The following is a 14,938-nucleotide window of genomic DNA, read 5'->3' as shown; positions in this document are numbered from 1 at the left end:
TCTTTTCTCCTTATCTCTTTTCTTAATAAACTATGGCAAACCTAAAAGAAATAAGAAACAGAATATCCTCGGTATCTTCAACCATGCAAATTACAAGTGCAATGAAGATGGTGAGTGCAGCAAAGCTTAAAAAGGCCCAAGATGCCATTACAGCAATGCGTCCTTATTCTGATAAACTTACTGAAATGCTACAAAATTTAAGTGCTACGCTAGAAGGTGATTCTGCGAGTGCTTATTCTGTTCAACGACCAGTTGAAAAGGCTTTAGTAGTAGCTATTACTTCTAATCGTGGTCTGGCTGGTGCTTTTAATTCAAACATTATCAAAGAATTGGTGCGTTTGAATAAAGAAGAGCTTAATGGTGTGGCAGTTTCATACATGACGATAGGGAAGAAAGCAAACGACTTTGTTAGTAAAAACGACACAGTTCAATCTAACAAAAGTGATTTGTTTGACAACATTTCTTTTGAAAATGTCGCTGCAATTGCAGAAGAATTGATGGAGTTGTTTAAGAACGGAGACTTTGATAAAATCATCCTAGTTTATAACAGCTTTAAAAATGCTGCAACACAAATAGTAAGAACTGAAGATTTCTTACCACTTGCACCTGTAGCCAAAGACGAAGAAGCTATCGCTGCTCAAAAAGAAATGGATTACATCTTTGAACCTTCTAAAGAAGAAATCATTGAGGAACTTATACCTAAATCATTAAAAACACAGCTTTATAAAGCAGTACGTGATTCATGGGCAAGTGAGCATGGTGCACGTATGACTGCAATGCACAAAGCTACAGATAACGCTACTGAACTTAGAGATCAGTTGAAATTAACTTATAACAAAGCTAGACAAGCTGCTATTACTAACGAGATTCTTGAAATCGTTGGTGGTGCAGAGGCATTGAATAACTAGTTAGTTTTTCTTTCATAATACAACTTTAGACCGCTCCCAATTTGGGAGCGGTTTTTTTTACGCTTTCGCGAAAGCGGAGTATCTAAAACATAAATTTTCAAAATAACCATGTAACATTTTAAAGAAGTTGCATCATAAGGGTGAATAACAATTAAAAACATCATTATGAAACGCATTATTCTTTTCGCTATAGCGTTATTTATTTTTTCTCACAGCAATGCCCAAAACGCTATCAAAACCACCGTAAAAGGCTCTGGAAAACCTGTTCTGCTTTTACCTGGGTTTGCAAGTGACCACACAGTTTGGGATTCTGTAGTAACCGAATTCAATGACCATAACGAATTACATTTAGTAAACTATGCTGGTTTTGGTCAAGTTCAATCGATTGACTCGTTGTGGTTGCCTAGGGTTTTAAAGGAAATTAAATCCTACATAGCTCAAAACAACAGTGAAGAATGGACTGTTGTAGGTCATAGCATGGGTGGTACCATTGCCACATGGTTAGCTGCTCAAGAAAACTTGAACATCAAACAGGTAGTGGTTATTGATGGATTACCTGGTACGGCAGCGCTTATGTTTCCTGGTGTGGATCCTAGTACACTTACCTATGACAGCCCTTACAACAATCAAATGCTAACTATGACTGATGAACAATTCAATCAGATGGCAGTGATGATGGCACAAGGAATGACTAGCTCACCAGAACATCAAAACCTGGTTGCTAAGTCCATCAAAAAATGCGATCGCAAAACCTATGTCCATGGATATACCGATTATTTAAAGCTAGACGTACGTCCTTTACTCAAACAAATAACAGTTCCTGTGACTATTATTGCAGCAGGATTACCTTATGGAGTTGATGCGGCAACCCAAACTTATAAAAAACAGTACAGCAATCTAAAGAATTATGACTTTCATATTAAGGCAGATTCTAAGCATTTTATCATGTACGATGCTCCAAATTGGTTGAATGAGAAATTACACGCTATTTTAGACTTATGATAACCGACCAGCAAAGAGCATTTGAACAACTTTATCACAATAATGTAGACAAGGTTCACCGACTCTGTTTAGGGTATGTAAAAGGAAATCAACCACTAGCTACAGACTTACAACAAGAGGTTTTTATGAAAGTCTGGCAACACTGGAATTCCTTTAAAGGAACCGCAAAACGTTCTACTTGGTTGTACCGTATCACTGTAAATACCTGCTTGCAGTTTTTACGAGACAATAAAAATAAACTAACAGAGAGTTTAGATAATAAGATAGAACAAGTTGTAGAAACTGTAGTAGATAAGGAACTTCAATATGCAACGCTTTACGCATGCATGAACAAGTTGAATAAGGTCAATAAATCCATTCTTTTATTAGAATTAGAAGAAGTGCCACAGCAGGAAATTGCAGCTATCGTAGGAATTAAACATAATGCTGTGCGCACTAGAATTAATAGAATTAAACAACAACTTACAAAATGTGTCAATTATGAAAACATTTGAAGAAATAACTAAAACCTGGCCGGATCAAAAAGCCCAGCCTGATTCAAATATTACCACAAAAGCAACAAACACGCTAGCACAAATTAAAAGAGGACAACACATCACGATAGCTGTACTAATTGTAACTGCTCTAATTTTAGTAGCTTATTTTATTTACACAGCCACATCAAACGAGCCTTTATTAACTGCAGGACTGTTACTTATGATAGGTGTTATTGCGGTGCGTATCGCTTTAGAAATCAAGTCTTCTAAGCAATTTAAACCTATAGACCCATCTTTGAACGCAAAGCAGTACACACAGTTAAATGAAGACCGACATCAATTGAGATTACAAATCCACCAGATATGGACACCGGTACTACTTACACTGTACTGGGTAGGATTTGTTATGCTTATTCCTACTTTTAAAAAGTATTTAAGTGATTTTTGGTTTCAATATACCTGGATTTCAAGCATACCTATTGCTATTGCAATGATTGTATTTATTGCTTACCAGATTAAAAAAGAAAAGCAAATGTTGAAAACGCTTCAAAGAGATTTAAAAGAGTTCTAATATTAATTCTTTATAAATGTTTTTAGTTTACAAACTAATAAAACAAGTTTTTAATATTAACTATAGTTCAATAGAATTATGCGGCAATTACTTGTGGAGTATTTACTGGCATTTCTATTAAGGTTGCTGTGTTCAAATTGAAGCCTGAATTTACAGCGAATTGTGGCTGAACAAACGAATTCACAACATTATACTGGTAGAATATTTGAGTAAGTTGAAGAGGTATGTTTAAAGCATCCTTTAATCCTAACTTTGAATCGTCAACGTGAACCCATCTATCTAATGCTTGTTCGTGCATTTTATTCATGACATGATTTCCATAAAATTTCTTAAGTCTCAAAAAGATCTCGACATCAAATAACCATCTTGTCAAGAATGCTTGTTGATAAGCTAAAGGAATGATATCTCTTTTAAACACTTTGGCACCGCATTGTGTGTCCTCTATTGATAAACCTAAAATAAAGAAGATGAACATTTTCACGATTTTAGAAAACAGTAATCTCAATGGGTTACGCTCGATAGTACCATTTCCTTTACCTCTGGAACCGTAAACCATTGTAAGCTCATCATTATTATGCAACGTATCTACCAACTTTTTAAAGTCTTTAAAGTCGGTAGATAAATCTGCATCAATGAAACCTATATAGTCAATATCCTCTCTGTTGTATAAGTATCTAGCACCTGAACGAACTGCAGCTGCTTTTCCAGCGTTCTTTTTAACGTCAACAACACTTACTCGTTGAGGGCTGTTTTTACGAATACTATTCAAAACCTCTAGAGTGTTATCTTTACTTCCATCATTTACAAAGCATAAATGATAGTTTTCATGAGCTTGAATAAATTCAATAAAGGCTTGAACATCTAGTCTTTTTTCTTCATTGTAACACGGTATAATAATTCCAGTTTTCATAATATTTGAGCTTTAATTACGACCCAAAATTATCGGTGTAAGACACCTTATTTCGTTGAAATTCGCTGGTTGTCATTTAACTATAGACGAGTGGCAGTCGAGCTAGGATAAATGCCGATGGTTGGATAAATTCCTTGTTATATCTTTAGCATGTATAAAATGCAACCATTGAAATCATCTAAAAAGACCAATAAAATATTAATAGCAGCTTTATTCGTAGGGCTGTTGTTTCATGGTGCTACGATATTTTATACTCTGGAAACGACCTATGATGCTCTTATTCATTTGTTTTTTGCAGAACACTATGCTAGTAATTGGTTTGAACCTTGGAACTTTAAGTGGTATACTGGTTTTACAGTAATGAGTTATCCACCATTGGTGCATCAATCTATAGCCTTGTTAAGTAATATAGGTGGATTGAAGTTTGGTATGTTCACTATTGCTATAGTAGGAGTTATCTTATTTATTACCGGTGTTTACCGATTCACTCTATTACTTACTTCAAACAGAAATTGTGCAGGTTACGCTGCGCTTCTAGCTGTTTTTTCTTCTTCATTTGTTGAAACACTACACATATTCGGTCAATTACCTAGTATAGTTGGAATATCGGTACTTATGCATGCCCTACCAGAAATTTATTTATGGTTGAAAAATGGTAAAATCAAATATTTAATAACGAGCTTATCCTTAATCGCGGTTACCGTTACCTCACATCATGTCACACCGATTTTTGGGATGGTATTTTTTATTTTTCCATTAATCGGAATGGTCATTATGGACCATTCAAGAGATCGTGTTTCTACGTACAAACAAATCACTTTTAAGGTATTCCTAGTTAGTTTTTTTAAATTGTTTAAAAGGATAGTAGTATTTGGAGCTTGTTCTTTAGTAATTATAATAGGTTGTATTTTACCATATTGGATTAACACTAAAAATAATCCAATAACACAGGTTCCTATACCACATGGATCACGAGATAATTTTATAGAAATCACTTCTTCAGGACTTGTTTTCTTTTTAATTCCATGGGGTATTCTTCTGTTAATTCTACCTTATATATTCTATAGGTATTATAGTAAGCGTTATTTGTTTTTCGGTTTGTCTATTACTTTACTTACTATATTGGGAACAGGAGGAACTACTCCTATACCAAGAACGGTATTAGGAGAAAACGCCTTTAACATTCTTACCTTAGATAGATTTACGTTATGGGCTTCCATAATGTCGTTGCCTATGTTGGGTGAGTTTGCCTATAGATTTATAAATGGTGATATAAAAGAGTTGATTCAAAGTAAATTAGGTGCCGTTTATCATAGATTGAGCGGTGGTGTATTAGCTGGTTTAATCATTTTTTTCAGTATTTTTACAATAACTCTAGGAAACTTTAGGCCGTCGCAGCCGCCTAAAATTAAAATGCTACCCATAGTCAACTTTCTTGATCAAGATCAACACCATGAATGGAGGTATTTAACATTAGGATTTGGAGATCAAATGGCATGGCTATCTGCTCAAACAAATGCACTAACGGTTGATGGTAATTATCATTCTGCTCGCAGATTACCAGAGTTGACAACAAGACCGATAGAACGATTAGAAAATTCAAAGTTTAAAGGTGTAGAAGGTTTAGGCTCTTTACAACAATTTTTAACCGCTCCAGAAAAGTATCATTTGAAATACATTTTTTCTAATGATAAATTTTATGATCCAATGCTATATTTCAGTGGATGGCAAAGATTACAACAACTGGAAAACGGAATTATGGTTTGGGAAAAACTTAATGTTGCTCCATTACCAAAAATTTTACCTTTTCAAGATGTCGCACAATGGCAAAAATTGCTTTGGGGAATCATACCTACATTGACAGTGATTATAGCATTTGTGCTCAATTTTCACTTGCTTTTATTAAGATTGTTGAAATATAAAGAGGTTAGATTACCGGATTATTTAAAAGTACCTTTTACAATCAAAAACATACCTTGGAGTTTAATTGTACTACTACATATATGGTCAATAATTATAGTAATCATCTCAATTATTGGTCTTTATTTATTATACATTAAAAATGATGCCCACCATAGTCCAGAGAATGTAAGTATAGCTTATTATGACGCTCTTGATTTCAAGGAATTTAAAAAGGCACATAGCTATATTGACGTAAAAAGTGAACTTTCCCTTGATCAATATATGCTAGAGGTTTCAGTATCTGACGGATTATTAAGTTCTTATGGTAAGCTAGACGAAATAAACACTCAAATTGTATCATCTACTGATAGCACAGCTATCGTTCAAGTCTTAACAAAATGGATTACTCCATTGAAGAAATTAGAAAAAACCACGAATATTTCTACAGTAAAACGTGATGGCAATTGGTACATTCAATTACAAGAAAAAGATCCAGATCTTCCTCCAGATCAATTCATAAGTGTTAATCAAACAGATTTTTATAATCAAGGAAGGCGCAAGGCAACGATAGAAAAAACGTTTCACGAGGACGTACTTAAACAACCAGAACTTCAACTACTCAATAGCAAACTTGTTAAAAATGATGGACAGTATTATTTACTTGGTGAGATACAAAATATAGATAATGTTCCTGCAGATGTTGTTGTAAATGGTACTATTTACGATAACAGCAATAAAGAGCTAGCTAGTTATAATGCTCAATACGATTTAAAGCACAAACTGTTACCTAAAGAGATCAGTAGTTTCAAAATCAAGTTTGAAGGTATCGCCTGGCAAAATACCAAAGACAGTATTCCGTCAGGATTTGATCCAGACCATTATACACCTATTAATTTTGAAAGTGAACCGCAGGTTTTTAATCTTCAAGCTGCTGGTAATGTAGCTATAACAGATTTGTATAAAGCACTAACTATCAATGAGCTTCATATAAAGGGAGATAAATTGTCAGGCTCCTTATTCAATGCGGGCAATCAACAAGTAACAGTACCTCAACTACTAATATCCTATTATGATCAACATTCAAATCTAGTTTGGGTAGAACATCATTTTATTACTGATGCGATAAGACCGCAGCGCAAGTCAAACTTTGAAATTAAACTTTCTGATCTCAAAGAATTAAAAACCATCAATTCAAACATGTCAAATTGCTATGTAAATGGATTACCCAATCCTAATTACCATGCTAGTTATGATGACAAAGTTGAACATACATTAATACCTACAAGCAATAGTGAAATCCCATATATTAAAATAGAGTTGAACAGTTATATAGGTAATCCTAATTAATGATTTTAAGAAACTCACATATCCTGATTATGATAGTGACTTTGCTTATGTCAAGCAAAGAACACCCGTATGTGGATCCTACATATCGATTGATAAACACAACTACTGAATACCTTGCAGGAGATAACATTGTCCTAAAAATAAGTGCCACCACTGATGACATTCCTTTACTTAAAATAATGGGTAATCAAGGCATTATTCTAATTAAGCCTATAAAAAACGACACCTATTTAAAATATCCAATACCTCAGTTTATCTCAAATGAAGCTGGTGTGTTTTATTGGAAATTACTTCAAACTAATTTGGAAGGTAAACTTAAAATTTTACCTAAAAACATACATCACATTGAGAGTTATGTTGGTCCACCTACTTTAGAAGCTAGTAAGGATGATTTTACTATGATCACTATTCTTCCGGTTGATGAATTTGATAATCCTCAGTTGGACAGTACTACAGTTACTCTTAAAAACTTTATAGACTTCAAAAAAGAGGAAAAAGATCTTATGATTAATGACCTTTTTACGTTTGATATTCTCAATGCTCCTACATCTACTGGTAAATTAATTACGACGGTCACATCGGGAAATGTATCTAGTAAGGAACACACGATTGATATAATGGCTGGTAGGGCTGTGGATTTTACGCTTTCGCGAAAGCGTAATCACCCATATGCAGATGGTAATCAAACACTACAACTCATTACCTCATCAATTACCGACCGTTATGGAAATACAGTTTCTGATGGAACGCTTGTTACTTTTTACGTTCAAACGGAAAATGGAACAACTAGACAAACCACTGCAACAACTATTAACGGAGTAGCAACAGCAAACCTACTTCATCCAGAAAAAGCCGAGTCATGGGAAGTACGTGCCCTAATCCCTAATATGGCTGTAAGCAATTATGTGAAAATTGAATTTTTACCAGCTATCAAAGATTTTGATATTCAGATTACGGGTAGAAGTATAAAGGTCACATCACTTACTAGTTTCCTAGGCCAAATCATTCCAGACGGATTTACAGTCGAGGCAATTATAGTTGGAAATGATAGCGACCATAACTTAAATAAAGGAACCTTAAACGGTGATGTTACATTTTATCTAGACCCAAACGTGTTTGAAAAAGGAGACTATGATATTAAAATTACAGCTGGTGGAATCGTGAAACATCTTAAAAACGTAGCTGTTGAATAACTTTAGCGTAAATATATTACGATCTGGACTGGTTTTACTTTACCTAGGACTTATAGCCTGTGTAATCCTAGCGATAGGAAGCGTATACAGTTATTTAAATACTGGGGCAGATCGCAGTAAAATGCTACATACTGAACAGCTAGAACAACGCACTTATCGACCTATAATAACCTGGGATACAACAGCAGTAAAAGGTAGATCCGTTAATAAAACCATGCTTGCTACAATAGAGAAAGATTATTTAAACGCATGGCGTGTAAAAGCAAATGCTCTTAAAAATAACGACATTAACGGTGTTTCAGATTTTTACACAAAGCGCTCATTGGGCAAACTAAAATCTATTATCGACTATAATATTAAAAACGGAACAACCGTTGAGATGACTACGCTAGAGCATCATCCTAAAATAGAGTTTATGAGCGAGGATGGTCAAATTGTGGTTATATCAGATACCGAAGTACTTCAATATCAAAAAACGTATCAAGATAATCAGATAATCGATGAACAAAACACATCAAATGACTATAAGGTTGTGTTACTACTACAGGATGGTCACTGGCACATAAGGCAGTTAGTTTCAACAGGCGTGCGTTCTATAACCTCAAATTTTGAAACCTTACCACTGCACAGTAAAGTAAGAGGAATTAATTATTACCCTCAAAAATTTCCTTGGGATACCTTTAATGATAGTATTACAAAGGCCACTTTTGATTCAGATTTTAAGCTGCTTAAAAATCAAGGCATTAATACGATTAGAATTTTTATTGGGTATGAGGATTTTGGAAAGGAATACGTACAAAGTAAGAAAGTTAATAAACTGCTCGAGCTATTAGATAGCGCTCATTCCAATGATCTAGACGTTCTGGTAACTCTATTTGACTTTTATGGTAATTATGATATCGAAGACTGGACAATGACCACACAGCATTTAAATCAATTGATTCCACAAATAATGAATCACCCAGCTTTATTAGGTTATGACTTAAAAAACGAGCCAGATCTCGATTATGAAAACCGAAGTCGTTCCATGGTAGATTCGTGGCTTGAACAAATGATTTATCGTTTAAAATTACTAGACCAGGATCATCCAGTCACTGTAGGTTGGTCAAATGCACAAGCTGCGACAGGATTAAGTGAACATGTAGACTTTGTATCTTTTCATTATTATGAAGACCTAGATGAATTATCAAATAAGTGGGAAAAACTTCGTTCTCAAATCCCTGAAAAAGAAATTGTTATTACCGAATATGGATGGAGTTCTTACACAGGAATACTGGGTTTGAGTTCTAGTGAAAAAGAACAAGCAGAGTATCATAAAAAAGCCAACTCAATCCTGAAAGAGAAGAAAATTCCTGCTATGTCCTGGACTTTATATGATTTTAATCAAGTTCCTGATAAGGTAACAGGAATATTGCCATGGCGCCGAAATCCTCAAAAATTCTATGGATTTATCGACGTCCATGGCAATAAGAAACCAACCTTTAAACATTTATCTAATTAACAACCTGTAAATGGTTTACAGACTTAGATTCAGTCTGTAATTCATCAAAAACATCAACATATAATTGTGCAATCTTACTCATAGGATAAGCAGTTGCAGCCTCAAAATTTGAACGAGCTATAGCGCGACGGTGAGCATCGTTTGTAAGTAATACTTCAATGGCAGATGCTAAACTAGTAATGCTAGTAGGCTCAAAAAACTCACCTCTATAACCTTCTTCTTTAGTAAGTAGAGCTAGGTCTCCTAGATCAGGCATTACTACAGCCTTACCATAACTTCCTGCTTGATGCAATACTCCAGAACTACCAGTAGTAGATGTATATGGGAATATAACGATATCGCTTTCGCGAAAGATTACAGGCACCTCATCCTCTTCTACATATCCAGTAAACGTTACCTTTTCAACGCTACTGTATTTCTTTTTAACACCTTCTAAATATCCAGGAACGTTTGGGTTATCAGTTCCTGCAACTATTATCTCAATATCTAAGTGAGTTCTTTCACGTACTAATTCTACAGCCTCGATCATATTCTCTACCTTTTTATAAGTTCCAAATTTCCCAAAGGTCATTACCTTCAACGCGCCAGTATTTGCATCGTAGCTAGGTTCTTGTTGAGGAATTTCAAAAGTTCCATGAGGTATAAGCCTTACATTACTTGTGTTGTATTTCTCTTGTAAAATGGTTACATATTTCTGCATAGTAACGGCTACAACATCTGCTTGTAATATGAGTCTAGTAAGTAAAGAGCCTATTAAGTTATAAGCTTTCTTAAGGATAATGTTATTTGTAAAACCGGCGCTATATAAGTCTACTTCCTCAAGAATGTTATGCAGCAAAACAACTGTAGGTATTTTTTTTAGTTTACACATTAAGGGTAACATTAAACCTAATGCAGCAGCTACTTTTTTGTCTCCGAATTTCATGAATTGCAGGTTGAATAAAACCTGATCTGGATTAGTTTCGTTAATTGCTTTAGTAACCGATTTTAAGTTCCAGTAGCTATTGAAGGACCAACATTCTTTGACAGTTATGATGCAATCATCATTTTTAAAACTTAAATCTTTTTCTTCAACCGTGTGATCAGTTAATAATACAATCTCTGAAATTTTTTCATGATCACTTAAGCTTTTTACCAAATGGAAAGCATACTCATTTAGTGTTATTTTACTAGGAGGAAACGATGTTACGACTGCGATTTTCATTGATCTTTGTTTTTAATGTCTATACAAATATGCCTAGTTTTAAACGTGTTAATCAGTCAAAAACGATTGCACACTTATATGTGTAGACTAAATACCTGTTGGTGTAGATGAATGGTTTTGATCTGTTTTTGATTGGTAGAAGTATAATACTTGTCCAGTAAGAAGCACAACCATAGCTATTATTTGAACTAGAACAACTGTGTGAAGAGAATCATGAAACAAGTAAATCATTGCCACCTGCATCATTCCCATAATCCCGGAAATAATTACAGGAATATAATTTCCTAATGATAAGAAGTAATACGAGAATATATTAGCGATTGCAAACAATGAGGTTGCCACAGCGTATTTCCACAACAATGGTGCTATTTCTAAATACTCATCACCAAACAGTAAGCTTACTATGGTTTCTGGTAAAAGGATAGTTCCAATAACAATTACCATACACAATAAGGTGATATAACTTACATATTTAAACAAAATCTGAGTTGTGTTTTTATTGTTTTTTTTCAGTTCGATTACTTTAGGAAGTAAGAGCATTACAAACATCCATGCCATGAAGTAAACTACTCGACCTATTAAAGCAAGAGAAGCATATAATCCTGCATCATAACTGTTGAAAAAATGCTTCACTAATAAAATGTCGCTATTATTTATAATGATTTGAGTAAGTTCATAGAATAGGGTAACAATAAAAAAGTGTTTCACAGGTCGACTTAAAATCAGACTGGATTTAATTGACATTCTCTCAATGAAAGGCGTCAATTTGAAGGGGAAGAAACCTGCGATTAATGAAATCACGATACCTATGGAAACACTCATTATGGGTTCTAATTTTGGTATGAACAAAAGAAAACTGACAGTTAAAACTAACCTAGTTACCATTTCCAATTGATAGGTAATGGATAAAGGTTTGAATTGATTATTTCCTTGAAGAAAACCCCTATTTACACTCAATATAAAGTAAACAGGAACCGCTGTTCCAAAAATCACAAACATCATAGAATTTTGAGTTTGTAATGCTTGTTGAAGCCACTTTGATAAGGCAATAATTATTGCACCGATGATAATACCGGTAATCACAGACAGTTTAAATATTGAATTGATGAATGAGGATAAATCAAAATATTCTAATAAGGCGCTAAATTTTGTGGTAACCAGCTGAAATGTCATGGCTAAAAAAGAAAGCACTAATAAAAAAGTAACGAGTACTGCTGCATCTGCAAATTGTGATGGCCCCAATAGCCTTCCCAGAATTAAATTATAAAAATAATTACCACCGTTCACCAATAGAACACTTAACATAAATAATTGTTCTGAGGGAATTTTTTTTGATTTAAGGAAGGTACTGGCTAACATTTTAACTTTTTTAAATTATTGTTTTATGCAGCTTGATTATCTCTGTACTCGTTATAAATATCTTTGTAACCTCTACCAGAGATAGTGATATCACAATCAGTTCTTAGAGACAAAGAAAGTATAGTAAGTAGTGCAGCAACACCTGTTCTATCAATCAGTGATAGGTTATCTATATTGATATCAATAGAGTTCTCAAACTCTTGCAATAATTTTATATGATTTAATAATGGTTTTGCAGTGGTTAAATCAAGCACTCCAGTTAATTCATAAATCCCGTTTAATTTGTTAATTTGTAAAGACATAATATTGATATTTAAATGATTTTTATTTTTTATTCTCTACAAAGATGCTCTAGCTTAAAGGCTTAGATTGGTTATTTTCGTTTAATCGCATTTTACTGTGGACCAGTGGTAATTATCTTTAGTCTAACCCGATTTACCTATGATTTTATGAAAACGTATGTTTTAATTTCCTTTATAATAACATTGTTTTGTTGTAATAGACTCTATTCACAGGAAATGTCAGAAGGGTTTAAAATGCTAGAGAAAGGTCAATTTAGAGAAGCCCAGGTTTTTTTTAACCAGGTTTTACAGGGTTTTCCTAACAACAAAACAGCAAAGCTTTGTTACGCTAGGGCGACCGGTCTTAATGATAACCCTAGGTTAGCAAAGAATATGTTTGTTGATTTACTGGATGAATATCCCAATGATTTTGAAATTAAACTTAATTATGCCGAGTCCCTTCTTTGGAACAAAGAGTTTCAACAAGCGAAAGAATACTACGAGAAATTACTAGGATCCCAACCGAATAGTTTTCCAGCTGTATTAGGATATTCAAATACTCTTTCAAATTTAAAATTATATGATCAAGCTATTATTTATATCAATAAAGCTCTTGAATTAGAACCTAACAATGCCAATGCTCTTACCTCTAAAAAGTACATACATTTAGGATATTCAGATTCACTAGTAAAAAACCAAAAAACTCAAGCAGCTATAAATACCTTGAATGAAGTAAATAAATTAATAAAGGAGGATACTGAATTACTTCAGGTGCTAGCTAATACCTACTTGATCTCAGAAAAAATAGATAGTGCATTTATTACTTATAAGAGAATAAATAAAACAAGAACTGACAGTATTATTTCATTAAACGGTATTGCCTTGGTACAACATTTAAAGAATCAGGATAAAAAAGCTTTAAAAACAGCTTCAAAATCGTTAAGCCTGATAACTTCAAATATTGAACCCAATACGGTTGCAAGAACACATGAACGGTATGTGCAAGCTCTTATATGGAACTCCAAGTATAAAAAAGCAAGAGATAAAATTGAAATGCTTTTAAACGATTATGGTAATGAAAACTGGATACTAGCATTAAGAGCTACTAACAATGTTTATAAAAGTAATTTTAAATCAAGTATCAAAGACTACGATAAAATTTTAAATAATGATTCATTATCCTTTGACGGTAATTTAGGTAAAGCAAACTCATTAAAAGCATTAGGCCTTTACCAACAAGCCTACCTTAAAGGAATTCAAACATTAGACATTTTTAATCAACAAAAAGACGTTACTAAGTTTCTAAAAAATATAGATCAAAGTTTTACTCCATACTTAAATTTCAAACCTAGCTATAGCTTTGATAATGGTGAAAATGAGGCGTATAGTTCACAACTCACACTAAAAGTTCCTATGAGTGCAAAATGGGAATTACTAGCAGATTATACTTATAGAAATACAAGTAATGATTTGTTATCTACTACAGCAACCGCACACTCATTCCAATTAGGATCTAAATACACGATAATTCCAAAAATTGATTTAAAAGGGTTGTTGGGTGTCATTAACACTAATAGTGAGAATACTAACCAAAGTCAGGTTGTCACAAACCTCTCACTCAATATTAACGCACTCAAATTACAATCCTTATCACTAGGTTATCAACGCACTTTGGAAAGTTTCAATGCAGCTTTACTAGATAGACAATTGATTCAAAACAACTATTATGTAAACTATAATCTAAGTACCAATTTCAACTTAGGATGGTTTACTCAATATTATTATACCTCGCAGAACGATAATAATACTCGTAATTTGCTTTTTACCTCATTATATTATAACATTTTCAAAAAACCTGTTCTTAAAGCAGGTGTAAACTACCAATATATAAGCTTTAAAAATCAAGTGCCTACCACATATTTTAGCCCTAGCAGTTTTAATGCTGTAGAAATTTTCTTAAACCTTAATAGAGATCTTAATTCGATTAAGATTAATCAATGGTATTACGATATTAATCTTGCTACAGGTTTACAAGTCATAGAGGACAATCCTAGTCAATCTACTTATCGTGTACAGGCCAAGTTGGGTTACAAATTGTCAGATCGAGCTTTTATTGATTTATATGGATTGCAAAGTAATATTGCGTCAACAACTACCGCCGGTTTTACGTTTACTGAATTCGGTTTGAACCTTAGATGGTACATTACAAAAAGACCACTATTTAATTTTTCAGAAGCAAAAAAAATGGAATAAAAAAAGACTCAGATTACTCCAAGCCTTTTTT

General features: G+C 33.6%; 12 protein-coding genes. 8 read left to right on the top strand and 4 right to left on the bottom strand.

Translation table 11 applies throughout. The features are described from left to right. Window positions 1-32: 32 nt before the first annotated feature. From atpG to AAT17_RS07320, 4 genes are all read left to right on the top strand, one after another. On the top strand, window positions 33-908 hold the full coding sequence (gene atpG, locus AAT17_RS07335; RefSeq protein WP_060523459.1) for an ATP synthase F1 subunit gamma: 876 nt from the start codon (window positions 33-35) through the stop codon (window positions 906-908). Between the two features lie 165 nt (window positions 909-1,073). Further along, window positions 1,074-1,910 (top strand): alpha/beta fold hydrolase, encoded by an 837-nt coding sequence (locus AAT17_RS07330; protein WP_082586923.1) that lies wholly within the window; start codon window positions 1,074-1,076, stop codon window positions 1,908-1,910. After that, complete coding sequence (locus AAT17_RS07325) at window positions 1,907-2,404, top strand: RNA polymerase sigma factor (RefSeq protein ID WP_060523458.1); 498 nt, start codon at window positions 1,907-1,909, stop codon at window positions 2,402-2,404. The genes AAT17_RS07330 and AAT17_RS07325 overlap by 4 nt, the downstream gene beginning before the upstream one ends. Then, window positions 2,391-2,957: a hypothetical protein gene (locus AAT17_RS07320; protein ID WP_060523457.1), complete on the top strand. Its 567-nt coding sequence runs from the start codon at window positions 2,391-2,393 to the stop codon at window positions 2,955-2,957. Before AAT17_RS07325 ends, AAT17_RS07320 begins: the two co-directional genes overlap by 14 nt. 76 nt (window positions 2,958-3,033) lie before the next feature. Here the strand turns inward: AAT17_RS07320 and AAT17_RS07315 are convergent, their stop codons facing one another. Further along, the gene (locus AAT17_RS07315) at window positions 3,034-3,867 is read right to left on the bottom strand and encodes a dolichyl-phosphate beta-glucosyltransferase (protein ID WP_060523456.1); all 834 of its coding nucleotides are present in this window, start codon (window positions 3,865-3,867) and stop codon (window positions 3,034-3,036) included. A gap of 168 nt (window positions 3,868-4,035) precedes the next feature. On the opposite strand from AAT17_RS07315, the gene AAT17_RS07310 reads away from it, so the two are divergent. The 3 genes from AAT17_RS07310 to AAT17_RS07300 are packed head-to-tail and all read left to right on the top strand — an operon-like array spanning window position 4,036 to window position 9,810. Beyond that, window positions 4,036-7,116, top strand: coding sequence for a hypothetical protein (locus AAT17_RS07310; protein ID WP_253279754.1), 3,081 nt, complete (start codon window positions 4,036-4,038; stop codon window positions 7,114-7,116). A gap of 47 nt (window positions 7,117-7,163) precedes the next feature. Beyond that, window positions 7,164-8,309 carry a hypothetical protein gene (locus AAT17_RS07305; RefSeq protein ID WP_060523454.1) on the top strand — a complete coding sequence of 382 codons (1,146 nt, stop codon included), beginning with the start codon at window positions 7,164-7,166 and terminating at the stop codon, window positions 8,307-8,309. Beyond that, window positions 8,302-9,810, top strand: coding sequence for a glycosyl hydrolase (locus AAT17_RS07300; protein WP_060523453.1), 1,509 nt, complete (start codon window positions 8,302-8,304; stop codon window positions 9,808-9,810). The genes AAT17_RS07305 and AAT17_RS07300 overlap by 8 nt, the downstream gene beginning before the upstream one ends. On the opposite strand, the gene AAT17_RS07295 is transcribed toward AAT17_RS07300, so the two are convergent. From AAT17_RS07295 to AAT17_RS07285, 3 genes are all read right to left on the bottom strand, one after another. Beyond that, on the bottom strand, window positions 9,803-11,014 hold the full coding sequence (locus AAT17_RS07295; protein WP_060523452.1) for a glycosyltransferase: 1,212 nt from the start codon (window positions 11,012-11,014) through the stop codon (window positions 9,803-9,805). The two genes, AAT17_RS07300 and AAT17_RS07295, sit on opposite strands and share 8 nt — an antisense overlap. An 87-nt stretch (window positions 11,015-11,101) precedes the next feature. Beyond that, window positions 11,102-12,319: an oligosaccharide flippase family protein gene (locus tag AAT17_RS07290; RefSeq protein ID WP_216598148.1), complete on the bottom strand. Its 1,218-nt coding sequence runs from the start codon at window positions 12,317-12,319 to the stop codon at window positions 11,102-11,104. A gap of 77 nt (window positions 12,320-12,396) precedes the next feature. Further along, on the bottom strand, window positions 12,397-12,675 hold the full coding sequence (locus tag AAT17_RS07285; RefSeq protein ID WP_060523450.1) for an STAS domain-containing protein: 279 nt from the start codon (window positions 12,673-12,675) through the stop codon (window positions 12,397-12,399). A 147-nt stretch (window positions 12,676-12,822) separates the two neighbouring features. On the opposite strand from AAT17_RS07285, the gene AAT17_RS07280 reads away from it, so the two are divergent. Next, a complete protein-coding gene (locus AAT17_RS07280; RefSeq protein ID WP_060523449.1) occupies window positions 12,823-14,907 on the top strand; it encodes a tetratricopeptide repeat protein in 2,085 nt (694 codons plus the stop codon). The last annotated feature ends 31 nt before the right edge of the window (window positions 14,908-14,938 follow it).

It is taken from the genome of Nonlabens sp. MIC269 (assembly GCF_001430865.1).
In the GTDB taxonomy this organism is placed as follows: Bacteria; Bacteroidota; Bacteroidia; order Flavobacteriales; family Flavobacteriaceae; genus Nonlabens; species Nonlabens tegetincola.
The sequence above is the reverse complement of the archived record's forward strand: the minus strand, read 5'-3'. Positions and strand labels throughout refer to the sequence as shown.

What these genes read in the sequence shown, in the direction of transcription:
- AAT17_RS07295 (WP_060523452.1), bottom strand. Translation starts at nt 11,014, where the DNA reads ATGAAAATCGCAGTCGTAACATCGTTTCCTCCTAGTAAAATAACACTA.
- AAT17_RS07315 (WP_060523456.1), bottom strand. Translation starts at nt 3,867, where the DNA reads ATGAAAACTGGAATTATTATACCGTGTTACAATGAAGAAAAAAGACTA.
- AAT17_RS07330 (WP_082586923.1), top strand. Translation starts at nt 1,074, where the DNA reads ATGAAACGCATTATTCTTTTCGCTATAGCGTTATTTATTTTTTCTCAC.
- AAT17_RS07320 (WP_060523457.1), top strand. Translation starts at nt 2,391, where the DNA reads ATGAAAACATTTGAAGAAATAACTAAAACCTGGCCGGATCAAAAAGCC.
- AAT17_RS07290 (WP_216598148.1), bottom strand. Translation starts at nt 12,319, where the DNA reads ATGTTAAGTGTTCTATTGGTGAACGGTGGTAATTATTTTTATAATTTA.
- AAT17_RS07280 (WP_060523449.1), top strand. Translation starts at nt 12,823, where the DNA reads ATGAAAACGTATGTTTTAATTTCCTTTATAATAACATTGTTTTGTTGT.
- atpG (WP_060523459.1), top strand. Translation starts at nt 33, where the DNA reads ATGGCAAACCTAAAAGAAATAAGAAACAGAATATCCTCGGTATCTTCA.
- AAT17_RS07325 (WP_060523458.1), top strand. Translation starts at nt 1,907, where the DNA reads ATGATAACCGACCAGCAAAGAGCATTTGAACAACTTTATCACAATAAT.
- AAT17_RS07305 (WP_060523454.1), top strand. Translation starts at nt 7,164, where the DNA reads ATGTCAAGCAAAGAACACCCGTATGTGGATCCTACATATCGATTGATA.
- AAT17_RS07285 (WP_060523450.1), bottom strand. Translation starts at nt 12,675, where the DNA reads ATGTCTTTACAAATTAACAAATTAAACGGGATTTATGAATTAACTGGA.